Here is a 19,224-nt window from a genome sequence, read left to right on the forward strand (position 1 = left end):
CTTTTCCAGCCATCGAGCCGTCGAGGAGCAGGTCAGTGCGCGAGTTCACCGTGCCGCCCGTCGAGGCGGCGCCTCAGGTCGGCGGTCTGGCGGACGCCGTGTTCGAGCGTGCCCTGACGGAGCCGGACCGGATCACCTTCGGCCGGAAGGGTCCGGACGGGGCGTGGCGGGACGTGACGGCCGTGGCGTTTCGGGACGAGGTCCTCGGTCTGGCGAGGGGGCTGATCGCGGAGGGGGTGCGGTTCGGTGACCGGGTCGCCATCATGGCCCGCACCCGCTACGAGTGGACGCTCTTCGACTTCGCGCTGTGGGCGCTCGGCGCGCAGCCCGTGCCGATCTATCCGACGTCCTCCGCCGAGCAGGTCTTCTGGATGCTGCACGACTCCGAGGTCACGGCCTGCGTGGTGGAGCACGAGGACCACGCGATGACGATCGGCTCGGTGATCGACCGGCTGCCCCGGCTCCAGCGCCTGTGGCAGCTGGACGCGGGCGCGGTGGCCGAGCTGACGGCCGCCGGGGCGGACATCGACGAGGAGGTCGTGCACCGGCATCGGCGGGCGGTGACCCCGGAGACGGTGGCGACGGTCATCTACACGTCGGGGACGACGGGCCGCCCCAAGGGCTGTGTGATCACCCATTCCAACTTCATGTTCGAGACGGACATGTTGGTGGGGCGCTGGGAGTCGGTGTTCCGTTCCCGGCCTGGCGAGGAGGCGTCGACGCTGCTTTTCCTGCCGCTCGCGCACGTCTTCGGGCGGATGGTGGAGGTGGCGGCGGTCCGGACGGGGGTGAAGCTGGGGCACCAGCCGGTGATGGCGGCGGCGGAGCTGATCCCTGACCTCGCCGCCTTCCGGCCGAGTTTCGTCCTGGCCGTTCCGTATGTCTTCGAGAAGGTCTTCAACGCGGCGCGGCGCAAGGCGGAGCGGGAGGGGAAGACGGGCCCGTTCGACAAGGCCGTGGAGGTGGCGGTCGCGTACGCGGAGGCGCTGGAGCACAAGGCCTTCGGCACCGGTCCTGGGCCTTCGGCGGCGCTGCGCGTGCAGCACCAGTTCTTCGAGAAGACGGTGTACGCGAAGGTCCGCGCGGCCCTCGGCGGACGGCTCAGGCACGCGATGTCGGGCGGTTCCGCGATGGCCCGTCGGCAGGGGCTGTTCTTCGCGGGTGCGGGGGTCACGGTCTTCGAGGGGTACGGCCTGACGGAGTCCTCGGCCGCCGCGACCGCGAACCCGCCGGAGCGGACGCGGTACGGCACGGTGGGGCAGCCGGTCCCGGGGACGACGGTGCACATCGCGGAGGACGGCGAGGTGTGGCTGCACGGCGGCCAGGTCTTCTCCGGCTACCTCAACGCCCCCGAGGCGACCGCCGCCGTCCTCAACGACGGCTGGCTGGCCACCGGCGACCTGGGCTCCCTCGACGAGGACGGTTATCTGACGATCACCGGGCGGAAGAAGGAGATCCTGGTGACCTCGGGCGGCAAGAGCGTCGCGCCGACGGGCCTGGAGGAGCGGGTGCGGGCGCATCCGCTGATCGCCCAGTGCATCGTCGTCGGCAACGACCGGCCGTACATCGCCGCGCTCGTCACCATCGACCAGGAGGCGGTGGAGCACTGGCTCGCGATGCAGGGGCGGGCGCCGCTCGCGCCGGCGGAGCTCGTCCGCGATCCGTCCCTGGAGACGGAGATCCGGCGGGGGGTGGTGGCGGCGAACACGCTGGTCTCGCAGGCCGAGTCCATCCGCACCTTCCGGATCCTGGCGCATCCGTTCAGCGAGGAGCACGGGCTGCTGACCCCGTCTCTCAAGCTGAAGCGGAAGGCGATCGAGCGGGCGTACGCGGCGGAGGTCGCGGCGCTGTACGGCTGAGCCGTGTCCGGGGAGTTCGGTGAGCGGAATGCGAGACGCCACCGGATCGTTGAAAATGGGAGCAGTCAGTCAGGACCCGCGACAACGTAAGGATCCCCTCCACGTGAGCACGGACAGCAAGGTTCCCTCGGTCACCCTGAACAACGGCGTGCGGATGCCGCAGCTGGGCTTCGGTGTCTGGCAGGTGCCGGACGACGAGGCCTCGGCGGCCGTGGCGACCGCCCTGGAGGCCGGCTACCGCTCGGTCGACACCGCCGCGATCTACGGCAACGAGCGGGGCACGGGCCGTGCCGTCGCAGCGTCCGGGATCGCCCGCGAGGAGCTGTTCGTCACCACCAAGGCATGGAACAGCGAGCAGGGCTTCGACTCCACGCTGAAGGCCTTCGACGCCTCGCTCGACAAGCTGGGCCTCGACTACGTCGACCTGTACCTGATCCACTGGCCGGTCCCCTCGAAGGACGCGTACGTCGACACCTACCGCGCGTTCGAGAAGATCTACGCGGACGGGCGCGCCAAGGCGATCGGCGTCTCGAACTTCCTCCCGGAGCACCTGGAGCGGCTGATCGGCGAGACGTCGGTCGTGCCCGCCGTCAACCAGATCGAGCTCCACCCGCAGCTCTCCCAGCAGGCCTCCCGCGAGGCGCACGCCCGGCACGGCATCGCGACCGAGGCGTGGTCGCCGCTCGGCTCGGGCAAGGGGCTCCTGGACGTGCCGGCGATCGTCGCGATCGGCCGCAAGCACGGACGGACCCCGGCCCAGGTCGTGCTGCGCTGGCACCTCCAGCTGGGCAACGTGGTGATCCCGAAGTCGGTCACCCCGTCCCGTATCCAGGAGAACATCGACGTCTTCGGCTTCGAGCTGGACGCCGAGGACCTGGCGGCGATCGCCGCCCTCGACGAGAACCGCCGACTGGGCCCGAACCCGGCGGAGTTCGGCGCCTGACGCGTGGTGGGACGCGCCTGACCGGTCGCGTGACGCCGGTCGCGCACCAGCGGTCGTGCGATGGCGACGGCGCCCGAGGTCCACCCGGACCTCGGCGCCGTTGTCGTACCCCCGGCATAGAGTCGACGGCGGACCGTGAAGCAGTGGGGCGAGCGGCGAGCGAGGGAGTCGGTTCGGTGAGTGGTGGTTCTCCGGTGCCCGTCGAGGAGGGCCTCTACCGGGTGCGGAACGTGGCCAGTGGGCTGGTCCTCGAGGTGTACGAGGGGTCGAGCCGCAGCGGTGCCACGGTGCAGCAGGGCACCGAGAGCGGCACGCCGGGACAGCACTGGCACATCACCTCCGTGCCGAACGGCGGCGGGCTCCACCACCTGGTCAACGCGGCCAGCGGCAAGCGGCTCGACGTCGCCGGCGCGTCCACGGAGAACGGCGCCCGCATCCAGCAGTGGAAGGCGAACAACTTCGGCGCGCAGGAGTGGATCATCGAGCAGGATCTCCAGTCGCCGGGGACGGTCGCCCTGGTGAGCTTCATCAGCGGGCTGTTCCTCGAGGTCGCCGACGACTCGGAGGAGGACGGCGGCGCCGTACGGCAGTGGGAGGACACCGACTCCCCGTTCCAGTGGTGGCGGCTGGAACCGGTGTCCTGACCCGGCGGGGTACGGCCGCCGGGGTGGAGCCGACGGAGCACGGCCGCCGGGGCGCGGCGGTCCTCAGCCCTTGCGCGCGGTGTGGACCGTGCGGGCCGCGAGGTAGAACAGGTCCGTGCGGTGGTGGAGCGACCGCTCGTCGGCCGGGTCGAGGAGCCGGTCGAGCGTCGCGCGGTCGTCCGCGTCGAGCCGGTCGCCGAAGCCGTCCCGGACCCGGCCGAAGTGGTGGAGGGCCAGCTCCCGGACGACCGGGGACACCGGCGCGGGGACGTCGGTGAGGAAGGTGCGGGTGCCGGCGGGGGTGAGGCCCGCGTCGGCGAGCAGGGCCCGCCAGTCGTCCGGCTCGTCCTTGTGCCCGGGGGTCTCGGCGCGCATCTCGGCGAACCGGTCGGCGTTGGCGGCGTCGAGGCGCGCCTCAAGGCCCGGCCGGCCGAAGCCGATGTGCCAGGGCAGGTGCCGGGCGGGCAGCCCGCCCTCGACGAGGACCATCAGACCGCCGGGGTTCAGCAGGCCCGCGAACTCGACGAGCGCGGCCCGCTGGTCGCCGATGTGGTGCAGGGAGTTGCCCGCCCAGATCACGTCGGCCTTCCCCAGCTCGGCGATGCCTTCCGGGAGTTCGGCGTGGAGTGTGGTGACCCGGGCGCCGAGGCCGTGTTCCCCGGCGCGTTCGCGGGCGCGGGCGAGGAGTTCGGGGCTGCCGTCGACGGCGACCGCCTCGGCGGCCGGGAAGGCCTCGGCGAGGACACCGGTGATGACACCGGGGCCGCTGCCGACGTCGAGGACCCGGCGGACGCCCTGTACGGGGGCGAGAGTGCCGAGCCAGGCGGCGGCGTCCGCGTAGGCGGGGCTCTCGGTCTCCGCCTGCCGCTCCAGGAGCGGGGCGATCTCGTTCCAGTCGAGAGGGGCGCCGTCGTGGTGGGAACCGTGGCGGTGCTGGTGCCCGGGGGCGTGTGGGGCTGCGGGGGTGTGCGGGTGGCCGTGCCCGTCGCCGTGCGCGTGGCCGTGGTGCGTTGCGGTGTGCTGGCTCATGGGTCCAGCGTGCGTCGAGTCTGCCGCGAGCGCGAGAAGCGTTGCCGTTCCGGCAAGAAATTCGATCCCGTGTTGCCCGTGTCGTCCTACCCGCCGGCTCGTGCCCCGGCTCGCCGCACCCCGGCGCGCGTCATGCGCCGGCGCGGTGCTCCTGTGGGCTGACGCCCCTGACCCGCTTGAAAGCGGCGCTCAGGGCGAAGGCGCCGCTGTAGCCGACCTGCCGGGCGACGGACTCGACGGTGGCGTCGCTCTCGCGCAGCAGATCGGCGGCGAGCGCGAGCCGCCAGCCCGTGAGGTACGCCATCGGGGGCTCGCCGACGAGTTCGGTGAAGCGGCGGGCGAGCGCGGCCCGGGACACGCCCGCCTTTGCGGCGAGCGAGGCGACGGTCCAGGGGTGGGCGGGGTCGTCCTGGAGCAGTCGCAGGGCGCGGCCGACGACCGGGTCGCCCATGGCCCGGTACCAGGCGGGGGCCTCGGCGCCCGGCCGGGAGAACCAGGCGCGGACGCCGGAGATGAGCAGCAGGTCGAGGACCCGGTCGAGGACGACGGTCTGGCCGGGTTCGTCGCGGGCGATCTCCTCGCCGAGGAACGGCATGAGGGGGCAGTTCCAGGCGTCGGCGGGCAGGTGGAGCAGCCCCGGCAGGGCGTCGAGCAGCCGGCGGCCGACCTCGCCGTCCATCCGGTACGTGCCGACGAGGACCGTGGTGCCACCGTCGGGCGCGTTGCCCCAGGTGCGGACGCCGAGCCGCATGCGGTCGGCGAGCGGCTCCCCGCTGAGGGTGGTGCAGACGCCGTCGGGCCCGATCACGGCGGTGGGCGGGGCGTCGGCGGTGTGGGCGACGGTGTACGGCTCCGGGCCCCGGACGATGGCGATGTCCCCGGGCCGCAGCATCACGGGCTCGCCGGTGTCGGGAACGGCCCAGGCCTCGCCCTCGGTCACGCACATCACGCAGATCGGGGCGGCGTCCTCGATGCGCACCGACCACGGCGGCTCCATGACCATGCGGAGCAGGAAGGCGCCCCTGGCGCGGGGTCCGTCGAGGAGTCCGGCGAGTGCGTCCATGGGTCACCAGGGTAGGCGGGCCGGTGAGACGGAGACATAGGGGCGTGAGACGGCGGAGCATGGGCGGCGGGCGCCGTGGGCGGGAGGCTTGACCCATGACGAAGCAGACGAACGACACGCGGACCGAGCAGGGCATCGACGAGCAGCACGTGAACGGGCGGGGCGCGAACGGTGAGAGCGTGACCGTCCTGGTGACGAGCGCCACCGGCAAGACCGGGCGCCGCGTGGCCGAGCGGCTCACGGCGCGCGGGGTGACCGTCCGCGCCGGGTCCCGTTCCGGCTCGACGCCCTTCGACTGGGAGGCCCCGGAGACCTGGGGCCCGGCGCTGCGGGGTGCGGACGCCGCGTACGTGGCCTACTACCCGGATCTCGCCGCGCCCGGCGGGGTCCAGGCGATGGAGACCTTCGGCCGGCTGGCCGCGGAGCACGGCGTACGGCGGCTGACGGTCCTGTCCGGGCGCGGGGAGCCGGAGGCGGTCGTGGCGGAGGAGGCCCTGCGCGCGGCGGCCGTCGGGGTGGAACTCACCGTCGTGCGGGCCTCGTTCTTCGCGCAGAACTTCTCCGAGGGGCTGCTCGCGGAGGGGGTCGCGGAGGGCGCGGTCGTCTTCCCGGCGGGTGACACGGCGGAGCCGTTCATCGACGTGGACGACCTCGCGGACGTGGTCGTCGAGACCCTGACGACGGACGGTCACGCGGGGCGGGTGCACGAGCTGACGGGGCCCCGTCCGATCGGCTTCGCGGAGGTGGCTGCGGAGATCTCGCGCGTCTCGGGGCGTCCGGTGGCCTATCAGCCGGTGTCCGAGTCCGCGTACGCCGGGATGCTCACCGAGTTCGGGCTTCCGGCCCCGGAGGCCGTATGGCTCGCGGCCCTGTTCGCGACGCTCCTCGACGGCCACAACGCCTCGGTGACGGACGGGGTGAAGCGGGTCCTGGGCCGTGAGCCGCGCTCCTTCGGCGCGTTCGCGGACGCGACCTGGGCCGCCGAGGAGGCCTGAGCCGCCGGCCCGCGGTGGCGGCTCAGGCCTGCCGGACGAAGCGGACGAGCCGGTACCGGGGATCGGCACGGGGCCGGTCCTGGTCCGGGAGGGCGGCGAGAGCGGTGGCGAGCGTCTCGACGACCGCCGCGTCACCGGGGAACCAGGAGGCGAAGTATCCGGCGCGCAGCTTCCGTACGGTGTCGCGCGGGGTGCCGCCCTGGCCGTGTCCCGTGAAGTGGGTGCCGGGGACGGGTGCGAGGCCGTGGGCGGCGGCGTACCGGGTGATGAGCTCGGCGCGGTCGGAGGCCGCCCCGGGCGAGCGGTACGGGCGGAGGATCGTGTCGATGTCGCTGCCGACGTCGTGGGCCGCGTCCTTGTCGACGGTGGCGATCAGGACGCCGCCGGGGCGCAGGACGCGGGCGGCCTCGGCGACGATCTCCGCGGCGAAGGGGACGAGGTGCAGCAGCCAGACGGCGCTGACCGCGTCCAGGGAGGCGTCGGGGAGCGGCAGTCGCCGTGCGTCGGCGCGGACGACGCGGCCGGGTGCGCGTCCCTCGGCGACCCGCAGCATGGCGTGGGCGGCGTCGGCCCCGTACACGCGCAGTCCGGGCCGGGTGAGCCGTTCGGTGACGAGGCCGGTGCCGCAGGCCAGGTCGAGCAGGGTCCGGGCGCCGGACGGCACGAGCCGGAGGACGGCCTCGGCCGCGGCGCCGGCCCGGGGCACCCCGCCCCGGGTCCGGTCGTAGTGCGCCGCTTCGGTCTCGTAGTCGAGCACGGTCTCCGCCATAGCGCCGATCGTACGAGGGGGGGGGTGAGCGTACGAAGGGCGGGAGGCGGGCGACCGTACGAACGGCGGGAGCGGGTGACCGTACGTCAGGCGGCGCCGTGGCCCGGGGCGATCCCCTCCACCCGCTCGGCGAGCCCGAAGTCCTTGTCGGTGACGGCGCCACCGGCGGAGTGGGTGTTCACGGACAGGGCGACGGTGTTGTAGCCGAGGGTCAGATCCGAGTGGTGGTCGAGTTCCTGCTGGATCCTGGCCACGTGGACGACGAACGCGGTCGCCGCGAAGTGGTCGCCGAGCCGGTACTCGCGGGTGAGCCGGTCGTCCTCGACGGACCAGCCGGGGAGCTCCCGCAGTCGGTCCTCGATCTCCTTCTGCGACAGCGGCTGTGTGGGCACGACGGTGCTCCCTCCGGTCGGGTGGCGCGGGTGACGGACAGGGGTCCCCGGAGGAAACTACCCGGGTCCCCCTCTGGGATACCGTCTGGCCATGACGACGGTCGTGAACGACACGGGAGTGGGACCGCTGCTGCGTGGCTGGCGTGAGCAGCGGCGGCTGAGCCAGCTGGAGCTGGCGCTGCGCGCGGACTCCTCGGCGCGGCACATCTCGTTCGTGGAGACGGGCCGCTCCCGGCCGAGCGAGGAGATGGTCCTGAGGCTGGCCGAGCACCTGGAGGTGCCGGTCCGCGAGCGGAACGCGCTGCTGCTGGCCGCCGGTTACGCGCCCCGGTACGCGGAGTCGCCGCTCGACGCCCCGCGCCTGGAGACGCTGCGGGCGGGCATCGAGCAGCTGCTGCGGGGGTACGAGCCGTATCCGGCGCTCGTGGTGGACGGCTCGTACACCGTGGTGGCGGCGAACCGGGGCATCGGGCTGCTGCTCGACGGACTGCCGGAGCATCTGCTGACGCCGCCGCTGAACGCGATGCGGATCACCTTGCACCCGGAGGGGCTCGCGCCCCGGATCCGGAACCTGCCGGAGTGGCGCGGGCATCTGCTGCACCAGATGGAGCGTCAGATCGGTCTGGCGCGTTCGGAGTCGCTGCGGGCGCTGTACGCGGAGGTGACGGCGTATCCGCCGCCGCCGGGCGCGGACGACGACGATGACGCCGGGGCCCCGGGTCCCGAGGAGGTGTACCCGTACTTCGCTCTGCCGCTGCGGATCGAGCACGACGGGCGGGTGCTGTCGTTCGTGTCGTCGATCTCGACGTTCAACACCCCGCTGGACGTGACGGTCGCCGAGCTGGCCATCGAGACGTTCCTCCCGGCCGACCCGGCGACGGTCGCGTACCTCCATTCCCTGCCGCCGTTCAGCGACTAGCGGCGACGGCCCGGAGCGCCGCCCACTGGGCGAGGGCGAAGCCGCCGACGGTGGCCGCCTGCAGGGGCGTCCACACCAGGCCGGCGGTGGTCGGCTCCAGCCAGGCGACGAGGGCGACGATGCTGAGGACGGCCCAGACCGCGTTGATGTCGACGACGAGCCTCACGCCGAGCGCCGGGGGCTGCGGGCGGCTCGCGAGCCAGGCGACGCCGGCGGCGTACACGGCGAGCAGGACGCCCAGTTCGAGCAGGAGGCCCGCGTCGACACCGAGGAACTCCCCGAGCGGGCCGGAGGCGACGGCGTAGGCGATGCCGTTCGCCCCGGTGACGACGGCGTCGAGGGCGAGGAAGCGGCGCACCGCGGTCTGCGGACGGGTGGTGCGGGCAAGACCGGCGAGCAGGGCCTGGGACATGGCGGATCACCCTCCATGGGGGACGTTCGCGCTGATGGTGGACCCGGAGCCCGAACGGAGTGCGCCGCCCGGGTTCCGGTGTCTCCGAGCATGCCGGGCGGCTCGGCGGGGGTCGATTACGTGCCAGGTAATGCGGACCGTCTCGCGGTCTCCTTCGAGCCGCCCGTCCCCTCCCCCGGTCCTCGGCGCGTCAGAACGTCTGTGTCAGGGCGTTCCGGTCCGCTTCGGTCAGGTGGGCCGAGTTGGCCGCGCGGACCTCGGTGACGAATCGCTCCGCCTTGGTCACGAATTCCTGGATGCTTCCGGCCTTGCCGCCCCAGCGGAACTCCATCGGGACTCCCCGCTGGCCGTGAACGGCGGCGGCCATCTGCGGTGACGGCGCGTCGGGCTGAGGGAGCGGCCTGCCGGGCGCGACGGTGCGGAAGCCCGTGTCGCCGCGGAAGAGGGCGCCGAGCAGCTGCCTGGTGCCCGCCCGCGGATCGGCCGCGTTTCCGTGGATCGGTTCGCGGCTCGCCGAGGTGCCCATTCCCACGCCGTACGCCTGTGTCCAGTAGGCGGGGTCGGTCTGGGGCACGAAGGTGTGGAACCAGTCCGCGATGGTGTCGAGCAGGCCCGGTGAAGCGGTGACGGGCTGCGCGTCACCCAGCGCCGAGCCGTGCACCTGGGCGAGGTCGTCCAGCTTCACCAGGAGCGGGACGGCGTTCTTCGCCGTGCTGGTGGCGCCGAACAGCTGGGTCTGGTTCATGGCGTTTCCGATGACGTACGAGAGGCCGAGACTCAGCAGTCCGCGGATCTGGCGCTGCGGGAATTCGCTCAGGCCTACGAGCTGTTGCTGGAATTCCTGGTTGCTGAAGAGCGTGTTGACGTACTGGGGTACGGCCGCCGCCGCTTCCCCGCGTGCCCGCAGGGCGGCCACGGCGCCGGGGGTGCTCGCCTCCTCACCGAGCCGGGTGGCCTGTGTGGTGTACAGGTCCTGCATGCCCGAGGGCAGCACACCGGCGGTGGCCTGGATGCTCAGAGACATGGACATGGCGTCGGTGAACGCGGTGCGTTCGGCCTGCACGGCGTGGTAGATGTCGTCGCCCAGCCAGGCCCGGAGTGCCTGGTCGGGGAATCCTGTGAGGTACTGGCTGCCCGGAACGGCGCACATGCCGGTGCTCAGTGGCATGCCGAAGATCTGCTGGATGTGCCCGCTGATGCTCCCGATCTGCTCGGAGAACCGCTGGTTCGATCCCGCCGCCATCTCGTCCAGCGGCAGGCTCACGTACTCCAGGTTGCTGACCGACACGTATCCCGAGGGGTTCGCGACGATCATCTGGTTGCGTTGGAGCGCCGCCTTGGCGATCGCGATGTACAGGTTCCTCCCGTGCCTCTGGAGCGGGTTGTGGTCGGTGGTCAGGAACCACCCGTCGGTCGCCCGTCGGTCGAGGACCTCGGTCGCGTACGGGAGACCGCCGAAGAACAGCGTGCTGACCGCGTCCATGCTCCGCGCGTCGACCCCGGCGTGGGTGGCCAGGAGGTTCGCGTCGTGCGTGACGTGCTCGTAGCTCGGGGCGCTGACCTCGACCTCGAATCCGACGAGGCGCTGGACCGGCCGGGTTGTCCCGACGGAACCGGCCTTCGTCGCGGGCGGGTTCTCGTGCGCGGTCTCGCGCCCGGGCGCGGACGCCGGTGCCGGGCCCGCCATGACCCGGGTGGCGTTGGCTTCGGCTTCGCGTTCGAAGCGGTCGGAGGGGTCGGAGACCTGTAGCCCGCCGCCGTTGTCGGTGCCCGCGACCGGGCCCCGACGCTGCTGGATGACGTGGGTGAGCTCGTGGGCGAGGGTGTGTCTGTCGGCGCCGCCGTCGCCGACGACGATGTGGCTGCCGGAGGTGTAGGCGCGGGCGCCGACCTCGGCGGCGGACGCCTTCGCCGCCGCGTCCGTGTGCATCCGTACGTCGGAGAAGTCCGCCCCCAGGCGTGCCTCCATGTCGGTGCGGGTGGTGGTGTCGAGAGGACGTCCGGGGGCGCGCAGGACGTCGTGGACGGCGGACCGCTGCACGTTCTGCGGGTGACCGCAGCCGGCGGAGTGCTGGTGCTGTTCGGGCTGGGCCCAGGAATGACCGGCCTGGCGGAGCATCTGGACGACGGCGGCGTTCCCGGCGGCGGCGTGCAGGCCGAGCAGGCCCGGTGGCAGGGGCCGGGAAGGGCTGCGTACGGTGTCGGCCGCCTGTTCTGTTCTGGCGTTCTCGTGGTCGCGCAAGAGGGTCCCCGGGGTGCTGTGGCGTGGGTGTCTGTCGGCTTCTCCTGGATACGTCGCGGAGTGCCGCCCACGCCAGGTGCGTCAGGGCAGCGGCGGCTGACCGGAAGGGCAATCACGGCCGGGGGTCGGCTCCCGGCCGGCGAGGGGCGCCGACACTGCCCCCGCCCCTGCCCCTGCCGCCCCTGCCCGACGGATGACGCGCGCGGGCGGCGGGGTGCGCGGGCGGCGTTCGGCCGGTTGCGGAAGCCTGTGTCACCGGGCTCCGGGCGTGAGTATTGTTCGCGCCGGGGTGGCCGGGAGTGGTCTCCCCGGAGGGGGAGAGACACATGGCGTGGAACAGGGAACGGGCCCGCATGGTGGCCACCGGGGACGATCACGCGGTGACGCCCGCGGAGCTTTTCTTCGATCTGGTGTTCGTGTACGCGATCACGCAGGTCACCGCCCTGATGGCGGCCGCGCCCTCGCCGATGCGGGTGGTCGGCGCGATGGTGGTGCTCGCGCTGCTGTGGTGGTGCTGGTGCTGCTTCGCATGGCTGGGCAATGTCGTACGGGCCGACTCCGGCGCCCTGTTCGGGGTCCTCGTCACGGTCATGGCCGTCGTCCTGATCGTGTCGCTCGCCGTCCCTGACGTGTTCGCGGACTCGCCGGACGGACTGTCGGCGCCGCTGGTGTTCGTGCTCTGCTACGGCGCGGTGCGCGTCCTGCACCTCGCCTCGTACTGGGTCTCCAGCCCCGACGACCCCGTCCTGCGCGCCACCCTGCGCCGCACGGCGCTGACGTCCGTCGTCCCGCCGCTGGTGCTGCTCCTGATCGGCAGCTCGTACAGCGGCCGGGTCCAACTCCTGTTGTGGCTGGGGGCGGTGGCCGTCGACTACCTCGGCATCTTCGTCACCGGTGCGACCGGCTGGCGCGTCAACTCCCCCGGGCACTTCTCCGAGCGGCACGGACTGATCGTGATCATCGCGCTCGGCGAGTCCATCGTGGCGATGGGCGTCGGCGTCTCCGGCCTCCCGCTCACCTTCGCCGTGCTCGGCGCCTCGGCCGCCGGGCTGTTGCTCTCGGCCGGGCTGTGGCGGCTCTACTTCCGGCAGCTCGGTGAGGCGGCCGAGCACCGGCTCGCCGGACTCGACGGCGACGACCGCACCCGGTTCGCGCGGGACGTGTACACGTTCCTGCACCTGCCGCTGGTCGCGGGCGTCGTGCTCACCGCGCTCGGCATGAAGAAGGTCCTCCACCAGGTCGCCGACACCGGGCACTACGGCCTGGCCGAGCCCCTCCACGGGGTCGTCGCCTGGTCGTTGACCGGGGGCGTGGGCGTGTACCTGCTGGGCGCCGCCGCCATCGTGCTGCGCACCACGGGCCGGCGGCCGACCGCCCTCGCCCTGGGCGGCGTGTGCTGCCTGGCGGCGGGCCCGCTCGTCGGTCTCGTCCCGGCCCTGGTGGCGCTCGTGTCCCTCGCCACGGTCGCGGCGGTCCTGGTGTGGCTGCACGGGCGGCGCCGGGCGGCGCGGCCGTTCGAGGCCGTCGAGGCGGCCTGAGCGAGGGCCGGGGACGGCGGCCGAGACCCGCGCGGGAGGGACGGACGAGGCGGGGTGGCGGTGGTGGCCTCGGGCCTCTTCACCGCCCCCTCCACGCCGGACGCGGGTCCGGCGGACCGATCGGGGCCGGTGCTCCGGCCGGTAGAGGTCCTCGGAACACCCTCGTACGTCCGGACGCCGGTACGCACATCGGATGTCGCCGGGGCCCGCGTCGGGGCGTGCCGGAGGGTCAGCGGAGGCGTTCGTCCCGGTACGTGGCCGGCTCGGGTGCCGGGTCCGGGGCGGGCTCGGCGGCCGGGGCGGCGGGCTCGGGCGCCCGGCGTTCGGGGCGCTGGGCCCGGGAGGCCTCGGCGCGCAGCAGGGCCTGGAGAACGGCGAACGGGTCGACGGGCATGGCGAAGCTCCTCGTGGTGCGGGGGTGATGTCGGGGGGGGACTGCGGAGCGGCGTGGGCCTCTCAGCAGCGCATCACCACGCACCGGAGCGCGTCGCCGCGCGGGCCGGGGACGGGGGCGTCGGCCGGGGCACGGCGGCGTTCCCGGGCGCCGTACGGGGGGCGGCGCGGGTGCCGGACCGGGCGGAGGCCCGTCCGGTGCCGGCGGGAGCGGCCGGGCAGTCCGGCCTCGGTGGCGGCCGGATCGTGGGTCTCACCGCCCGGGTCGGAGGCCGGGGAGGCGGCGGGCCGGAGTTCGGCCGCGCCGATGAGCGCGCCGGTGGCCCCGGTGCCGAGCAGCGCGGCGAGCACGAGCAGCAGCACGACCCAGAGGCGCCGGCCGGAGGCCGGGCAACGGCCTCGACACCCCGGTCGGGCGCGCCCCGGCCGCGCCCACCCCGCTCGCGCGCACCCCTCCCCCGCACCCCGCGGCCTCGCGCACCCCGGCCTCGCGCACGCCGGGCGGCCCGCCGGGGTGGCGGGCGGCGCGGTGGTCGGCTCGGGCGCGGGGCTCACGGAGATCCGTACTGCCCCGCCGGGGTCCCGACACGCGTGTCCCGCCCGAGATCCGCCCGAGCGGCCTACGGGTGGGGCCCGTGATTCACCGGTTCACCGCACGGCCGGCGGTCACACGGGTCACGGCCGGGTCGCCGCCTCCCCCACGGCCGCGCGCCGCCCGCGGGCCGACATCCCCGCGTACACGAGCACGCCCACGAAGAGGAACAGCACGCCCTGATAGACGGCCGCGTAGCCGGAGCCCGCGACCAGCCAGAGGGAGAAGCCGAAGGCGGCGAGGGTGAGGAGGGTGTCGCGGATGAGCCGGGGGCGGTGGACGCGGTCGGACTGTCCGGAGAGGAGGAAGTAGAACTGCGCGGCGGAGGAGAGCAGATAGGGCACGGTGGCGGTGAAGGTCGTGACGAGGACGAGGGTCTCGAAGACGCCCGCGGTGCCCGCCGTGTAGTTGTAGACGGTGAGGAGCGAGGCGAGGACGACGGTCACCAGGACGCCGACGGTGGGGACCCCGCGCCGCTTCCTGGCGAAGACCTTCGGGAAGAGGCCGTCGCGGGCCGCCGCGTAGGGCGTCTGGGCGCTCAGCAGCGTCCATCCGTTGAGGGCGCCCAGCATGGAGACGAGGGCCATGCAGGCGACGGCCGTGCCGCCCCAGGAGCCGCCGAACATGAGGTCGACGGCGTCCGTGAAGGGGGCGCTGGAGGCGACGAGCCGCTCGTGCGGGACGGTGCCGAAGACGGACAGGGTGGTCAGCAGGTAGAGGAAGGCGGCGGCCAGGGTGCCGAGGACGGTGGCGCGGCCGACGTTGCGGCGCGGGTCGCGGACCTCGCCGGCGCTGACGGCGGCCGACTCGACGCCGAGGTAGCTGAAGAGCAGGATCGCGGCGGAGGCGGAGACGGCGCCGAGCGCGCTCTCGTCGCCGGCCCGGAAGGGGCCGAGGTTGGAGCTGTCGAAGAAGAGGAATCCGCCGACCGCGACGAGCAGCAGCGGGACGAACTTGAGCACGGTCGCGACGATCTGCACGGCCCCGACGTAGCGGGTGCCGGCGAGGTTCGCGAGGGCCGGGAGCCACTGGATCAGAAGCGCGGCGGCGAGGGTGGCGGGCTTCGATCCGTGGAGCGGGATCAGCACGTCGAGGTAGCCGACGGCGGCGACGGCCAGGGCGGCGTTGGAGACCCAGGCGGTGATCCAGTACGACCAGGCCGTCAGGAATCCGGCGAAGTCACCGAAGGCCTCGCGGGCGTAGACGTACGGTCCGCCGGTCCTGGGGTGGCGGTGGGCGAGGCGGCCGAAGACGAGGGCGAGGGCGATCGCGCCGAGGGTGAGGACACCGAAGGCGACGAGGCTGATGGTGCCGTAGGGGGCGACGGAGGCCGGCAGCAGGAAGATTCCGCCGCCGATGATGTTGCCCATGACCAGGGCGGTCGCGATGGGGAGCCCGAATCGGCGGGAGTGCTTGCCGTCGGTTCCGGGGGTTCCGTCGGTTCCGGGGGTTCCGGAAGCCTCGGGGGTCCCCGGGGCCCCCGGGGCTCCGGTGTCGCTCTGTGGAGTTGTGGTGGCCGTGCTCATGCGGTGGTGCGCCTTCCGTCGTACATTCCGGGTCATCGTCCGGTAAGGGCGAACAGGCGTCCAAATCAGCGGTTTTTGTCCTGCGTGACCGGCTCATCAACCGGAAGAAGTGATTCCGATCCGTCCGTGGACGGCGAAATCTCCAGCGGGACCTGCGGACCCGAGCACTCCCGCAGCCAGCGCCGCAGCACCCGGTGCACCTGCTCCGCACCGACCAGCTCCTCCCCCTCGCCGACCGGCGGCGACAGCTCCGGCGGGGAGAGGAGGAAGGGGTGCGACTGCTCGCCGCCGAGGCCGCCGTGCGAGCCGATCTGCTCCTCGAAGGCGTGCACCGTGCCCGTCGCCGGGTCGTACATCGAGTTGACCATGATGTCCGCGACGTGCGGGAAGCCGTCCGTACGCCGCACCGCCCGCGCCGCGCCCGGGCCGAAGACGGCGAGCGGTCCCCCGTCGTCGAGGTCCGCGACCGGCACCTCCACCCCGTCGCGGGCCAGCACCACCGAGCCGTGCTCGGCGCTCGCCACCAGGACGAAACCGATGCCCGGATGGTGGGCGAGGGCACGGAGCAGAGCCGGGTGGCGCCGGTCGATCTCCTCCCGGGTCATCCGGTGCGGCACGTCGGGGAACGAGATGAGACCGAGGTTGCCGGAGGCCAGGACGAGCGGCTCGGAGGGCCGGGCGGGCAGCTCCTTCGCGGTCTCGCCGGTCTCGTCCACCGGCCGGTGCAACGCGAGGCGCAGCGCGTCCCTGGCCGCGTCCCGCGCCTCCGAACCTCCCCCGGACTCCGTCCTGGGGCGCCCCCTCCCGATCCTCCGCACCCGGCGCGGCACCGGAAGCCCGCAGCCGGCCCTGACCAGGTCCTTGAGCGTCAGCCCGTACGCACCCTCGAAGGTCTCGCCGGGACTCTGCCCGTGGTCCGAGAGCAGCACGATCCGGTACGGGCGGGGGGCGTGCTCGGCGACGGTGGCGATCAGCGCGATCGAGCGGTCGAGGCGGCGCAGGACCTGGTCGGTGTCCCGGCCGTGCGGGCCCGAGTGGTGGGCGACCTCGTCGTAGGCGACGAGGTCGGCGTAGACGGCGGTCCGCCCGCCGAGCATGTCCCCCATCACCGCGGAGACGACGACGTCCCGCTCCACGACCGTCGCGAAGGCGCGCACGAAGGGGTACGTGCCGCCGCGCGAGACCCGCGGGGTCTCGCGGCGCAGCAGCGCCCGGGTCGACTGGACCATCTCGCGGCCGCACTCGGCGACCAGCGATCCGGCGGTGCGGACGGCGTTGGCCGGGTCGGAGAAGTACGCGAAGTAGCCGGCCCGCGAGCGGTTGCGCGGGCCGCGCCGGGCGGCCATCGACAGCACGAGCGCGAGCTGGTCGGCGCCGCCGCTGAACAGGTTGCCGCGCGAGGCACCGTCGACGGTGAGCAGGCCGCCGTCCCCGGTGCGGCGCACGGCCCGGCGCTGGAGCTCCACGGCACTGGCCGGGCGGTTCGACACCATGAGCCGGCCGGTGTCCTTCTCGTACCAGCGGAAGGCGGGCACGTCCTCGTTGGAGCCGTGCAGGATGCCGAGCTGGCTCGCGCCGGTCTGGCTGGACCAGTCGGTGCGCCACGGGGTGAGCCGGTGGCCCGCGTCGATCCAGGACGCCACGGTCGGCATGAGCCCGTCGGCGACGGCGCCGCGCAGGACGTGGTGGCCGACACCGTCGAGCTGGAGGAAGACCGTCCCGGGGACCTGCTCGGGCGCGTCGTCCGACGCGCGGGGCCGGGTGCGGCCGGTGAGCCGGTAGAGCCGGCGCCGGTAGGCGTCGTCGTCGCGGACGGCGAGGGCGGTGGAGCTGGCCGAGGCGACGGCGGACATGACGGCGGCGACCACGACGGCGGTCTCGGGATCGGCGGCGCCGCGCCCGTCCGGGATCAGCCAGAGCGCGACGAGCAGCAGCGAACCGTTGAGGAAGAACACGAGCAGACCGAGCACGAGCGCGGGGACGAGCAGCAGGGCCCGCACGATCACCGGCCACACGAGGGCGCCGAGCAGACCGAACGCGCCGGCCGCGGCGGCGGCGGTGAGCGCCGTCCTCGTGAAGGTGTCGCCGTCGGCGGACTGCAGCTCGAAGTCGGGGAGCAGTCCGGCGAGGACCAGCATCGTGAGCGTCGACACCGCCCACACCACGATCACCCGCCCCAGCGCACTCCCCGCGGACCGCCAGCGGTCGGCGCCACCCCATCGCCCGTCACCCACGCCCGCTACACCTTTCGCCCGTTTCCTGCCTCAAGCGTGGCACAACGCCCACGGTCGGCGGGGAAAACGGGTGACGGCGATCGGCCCGGGTGTGTCAGGTCGTACGCGACGACGTACGTCGGATCGGGCGCGAAGACGTGGGTGAGATCGCGCGGGAAGACGTACGTGGGGTCGTACGTGAGGTCGTACGTCGGGTCGCCGTGGCGGTCGCCGGGCGCGCGGGGGCGGCGTCAGCAGCCGTCGTACCCGGCCGTCGGCATCGAGAGCCGCCGGTGGACCCCCGCCTTGGCCGCCGCGTCGTACTCCGGCTCGCACGCCGGCCCGTCGGAACAGGCGGTCTCCACCCGCACCCCGCGCCGCGCGCACTCCGCGCGGAAGCCGGGCACGGAGGTCAACGCGCGCGCGAGGACCCGCTCGTTGGCGGCGACGAACAGGTCGACCGCCCCCGCCTCCACGTCCACCCACAGGGCCTCGTGGTCGGGCCGGATCCCGTAGAACAGCAGCCGGCGGGCGACCACGTACCCCTTGTCGTCGGCCCAGCGCGCGCACACCGCGTGCTGACGGCGCGTGTCCACGAGGAAGGGGTCGCTGTCCAGCTCTTCGAGCGGGGTGAGGCTGGCGATCGCCGCCACCCGAACGTCGTCCATGGGCCGACCCTACTGCGGGACGGCACGGCCGAACATCCTCCGGCGCCCGCTCCGGACATTTACCCTCGATACGGAGCGAGGGTACGAGCGCGGACATCGTGAACGGCGGTGGACGACGGCCGGAACCCGGGACGACGGAAGGCGGCATGCCGGTGGAGGTCACCTGGTGGGGTCACGCGACCTGCACGGTCGAGGACTCCGGGGTCCGCTTCCTCACCGATCCGCTGTTCGCGCGGCGGTTCGCGCACCTGCGGCGGCGGCGCGGCGCCCTGCCGCCGCCCGAGGCCGCGGTCGCCGAGGCCGTCCTCGTCTCGCACCTGCACTCCGACCATCTGCACCTGCCGTCGCTGGCCCGGCTCGCACCCGGGACGCTCCTCGTGGTGCCGCGCGGCGCCCCCGCCGCCGTACCGGGGCTGCGCAGGCTCGACGGGAACGGGCTGCGGCTCACCGAGGTGGAGCCGGGCGACACGGTGACGGTCGAGGGCGTGACGGTACGGGCCGTGCCGGCGCTCCACGACGGACGACGGCTGCCCTTGGGGCCGCACCGCGCCCCCGCGCTCGGGTACGTCGTCGAGGGCGAGGCGCGGACGTACTTCGCCGGGGACACCGGCCTCTTCGACGGGATGGCGGAGGCGGTGGGCCCGGTCGACGTGGCGCTGCTGCCGGTCGGCGGCTGGGGCCCGTACCTGGGGCACGGCCATCTCGACGCGGGCCGGGCGGCCGAGGCGCTCGCCGCGCTGTCGCCCGCGGCGGCGGTCCCCGTGCACTACGGCACGTACTGGCCGATCGGGCTCGACGGGATCAGGCCGCACGAGTTCCACGCGCCGGGCGACGAGTTCGTACGGCACGCGGCGCGGCTGGCACCGAAGGTGGCGGTCCATCTGCTCGCGCACGGCGAGCGGGTACGTCCGGAGGTGGCCCGGTGAGACGGGGGACGAGGGACGGACAGGCGGGGCGGGACGGACGGGGGACGAGGGACGGACAGCCGGCGCGAGACGGACGGGCGGCGCGGGACGGACAGGCCGCG

18 protein-coding genes are annotated in these 19,224 nt (G+C 73.7%); 7 read left to right on the forward strand and 11 right to left on the reverse strand.

The window, feature by feature from the left end; genetic code table 11:
* The first annotated feature begins 35 nt into the window (after positions 1 to 35).
* From ACIP8Z_RS12410 to ACIP8Z_RS12420, 3 genes are all read left to right on the forward strand, one after another.
* Positions 36 to 1,859, forward strand: a complete 1,824-nt coding sequence (locus tag ACIP8Z_RS12410; protein WP_402082078.1) for an AMP-dependent synthetase/ligase — start codon at positions 36 to 38, stop codon at positions 1,857 to 1,859.
* Between the two features lie 55 nt (positions 1,860 to 1,914).
* Positions 1,915 to 2,802: an aldo/keto reductase gene (locus ACIP8Z_RS12415; RefSeq protein WP_402082080.1), complete on the forward strand. Its 888-nt coding sequence runs from the start codon at positions 1,915 to 1,917 to the stop codon at positions 2,800 to 2,802.
* A 176-nt stretch (positions 2,803 to 2,978) separates the two neighbouring features.
* On the forward strand, positions 2,979 to 3,446 hold the full coding sequence (locus ACIP8Z_RS12420) for an RICIN domain-containing protein (RefSeq protein ID WP_402082082.1): 468 nt from the start codon (positions 2,979 to 2,981) through the stop codon (positions 3,444 to 3,446).
* A 63-nt stretch (positions 3,447 to 3,509) separates the two neighbouring features.
* Here the strand turns inward: ACIP8Z_RS12420 and ACIP8Z_RS12425 are convergent, their stop codons facing one another.
* Together ACIP8Z_RS12425 and ACIP8Z_RS12430 are read right to left on the reverse strand one after the other, a co-directional pair.
* Complete coding sequence (locus tag ACIP8Z_RS12425; protein ID WP_402082083.1) at positions 3,510 to 4,475, reverse strand: class I SAM-dependent methyltransferase; 966 nt, start codon at positions 4,473 to 4,475, stop codon at positions 3,510 to 3,512.
* Between the two features lie 130 nt (positions 4,476 to 4,605).
* Entirely contained in the window at positions 4,606 to 5,538 is a 933-nt protein-coding gene (locus ACIP8Z_RS12430; RefSeq protein WP_402082085.1) for a cupin domain-containing protein, read from the reverse strand.
* Positions 5,539 to 5,633: 95 nt separating this feature from the next.
* On the opposite strand from ACIP8Z_RS12430, the gene ACIP8Z_RS12435 reads away from it, so the two are divergent.
* Positions 5,634 to 6,533 (forward strand): NmrA family NAD(P)-binding protein, encoded by a 900-nt coding sequence (locus tag ACIP8Z_RS12435; protein ID WP_402082087.1) that lies wholly within the window; start codon positions 5,634 to 5,636, stop codon positions 6,531 to 6,533.
* Positions 6,534 to 6,555: 22 nt separating this feature from the next.
* Here ACIP8Z_RS12435 and ACIP8Z_RS12440 read toward each other — a convergent pair whose 3' ends face one another.
* Together ACIP8Z_RS12440 and ACIP8Z_RS12445 are read right to left on the reverse strand one after the other, a co-directional pair.
* A complete protein-coding gene (locus tag ACIP8Z_RS12440; RefSeq protein ID WP_402082374.1) occupies positions 6,556 to 7,290 on the reverse strand; it encodes a class I SAM-dependent methyltransferase in 735 nt (244 codons plus the stop codon).
* A 98-nt stretch (positions 7,291 to 7,388) separates the two neighbouring features.
* Positions 7,389 to 7,694 (reverse strand): 4a-hydroxytetrahydrobiopterin dehydratase, encoded by a 306-nt coding sequence (locus ACIP8Z_RS12445; protein ID WP_319313399.1) that lies wholly within the window; start codon positions 7,692 to 7,694, stop codon positions 7,389 to 7,391.
* 91 nt (positions 7,695 to 7,785) lie between these two features.
* On the opposite strand from ACIP8Z_RS12445, the gene ACIP8Z_RS12450 reads away from it, so the two are divergent.
* Positions 7,786 to 8,613: a helix-turn-helix domain-containing protein gene (locus ACIP8Z_RS12450; protein WP_402082089.1), complete on the forward strand. Its 828-nt coding sequence runs from the start codon at positions 7,786 to 7,788 to the stop codon at positions 8,611 to 8,613.
* On the opposite strand, the gene ACIP8Z_RS12455 is transcribed toward ACIP8Z_RS12450, so the two are convergent.
* On the reverse strand, positions 8,603 to 9,025 hold the full coding sequence (locus tag ACIP8Z_RS12455; protein ID WP_402082091.1) for a hypothetical protein: 423 nt from the start codon (positions 9,023 to 9,025) through the stop codon (positions 8,603 to 8,605). The genes ACIP8Z_RS12450 and ACIP8Z_RS12455 overlap by 11 nt on opposite strands.
* Positions 9,026 to 9,215: 190 nt before the next feature.
* Positions 9,216 to 11,267, reverse strand: coding sequence for a DUF4157 domain-containing protein (locus tag ACIP8Z_RS12460; RefSeq protein ID WP_402082093.1), 2,052 nt, complete (start codon positions 11,265 to 11,267; stop codon positions 9,216 to 9,218).
* Positions 11,268 to 11,593: 326 nt separating this feature from the next.
* Here ACIP8Z_RS12460 and ACIP8Z_RS12465 point away from each other — a divergent pair, with 326 nt between their 5' ends.
* Positions 11,594 to 12,805 carry a low temperature requirement protein A gene (locus ACIP8Z_RS12465; RefSeq protein WP_402082095.1) on the forward strand — a complete coding sequence of 404 codons (1,212 nt, stop codon included), beginning with the start codon at positions 11,594 to 11,596 and terminating at the stop codon, positions 12,803 to 12,805.
* A gap of 229 nt (positions 12,806 to 13,034) precedes the next feature.
* Here ACIP8Z_RS12465 and ACIP8Z_RS12470 read toward each other — a convergent pair whose 3' ends face one another.
* The 5 genes from ACIP8Z_RS12470 to ACIP8Z_RS12490 all read right to left on the reverse strand — a co-directional run bounded on the left by ACIP8Z_RS12470 (position 13,035) and on the right by ACIP8Z_RS12490 (position 18,197).
* Positions 13,035 to 13,199 (reverse strand): hypothetical protein, encoded by a 165-nt coding sequence (locus ACIP8Z_RS12470; RefSeq protein ID WP_319313391.1) that lies wholly within the window; start codon positions 13,197 to 13,199, stop codon positions 13,035 to 13,037.
* A 62-nt stretch (positions 13,200 to 13,261) separates the two neighbouring features.
* A complete protein-coding gene (locus ACIP8Z_RS12475) occupies positions 13,262 to 13,561 on the reverse strand; it encodes a hypothetical protein (protein WP_402082096.1) in 300 nt (99 codons plus the stop codon).
* Between the two features lie 312 nt (positions 13,562 to 13,873).
* Positions 13,874 to 15,316: an amino acid permease gene (locus tag ACIP8Z_RS12480; RefSeq protein WP_402082098.1), complete on the reverse strand. Its 1,443-nt coding sequence runs from the start codon at positions 15,314 to 15,316 to the stop codon at positions 13,874 to 13,876.
* A gap of 65 nt (positions 15,317 to 15,381) precedes the next feature.
* Entirely contained in the window at positions 15,382 to 17,550 is a 2,169-nt protein-coding gene (locus ACIP8Z_RS12485) for a phage holin family protein (protein WP_402082100.1), read from the reverse strand.
* 230 nt (positions 17,551 to 17,780) lie between these two features.
* A complete protein-coding gene (locus ACIP8Z_RS12490; protein ID WP_402082103.1) occupies positions 17,781 to 18,197 on the reverse strand; it encodes a hypothetical protein in 417 nt (138 codons plus the stop codon).
* Between the two features lie 146 nt (positions 18,198 to 18,343).
* Here ACIP8Z_RS12490 and ACIP8Z_RS12495 point away from each other — a divergent pair, with 146 nt between their 5' ends.
* Positions 18,344 to 19,123 (forward strand): MBL fold metallo-hydrolase, encoded by a 780-nt coding sequence (locus ACIP8Z_RS12495; RefSeq protein ID WP_402082106.1) that lies wholly within the window; start codon positions 18,344 to 18,346, stop codon positions 19,121 to 19,123.
* Positions 19,124 to 19,224: the final 101 nt, after the last annotated feature.

Origin of the sequence: Streptomyces sp. NPDC088553, from assembly GCF_044752965.1 — a bacterium.
Taxonomy (GTDB): domain Bacteria; phylum Actinomycetota; class Actinomycetes; order Streptomycetales; family Streptomycetaceae; genus Streptomyces.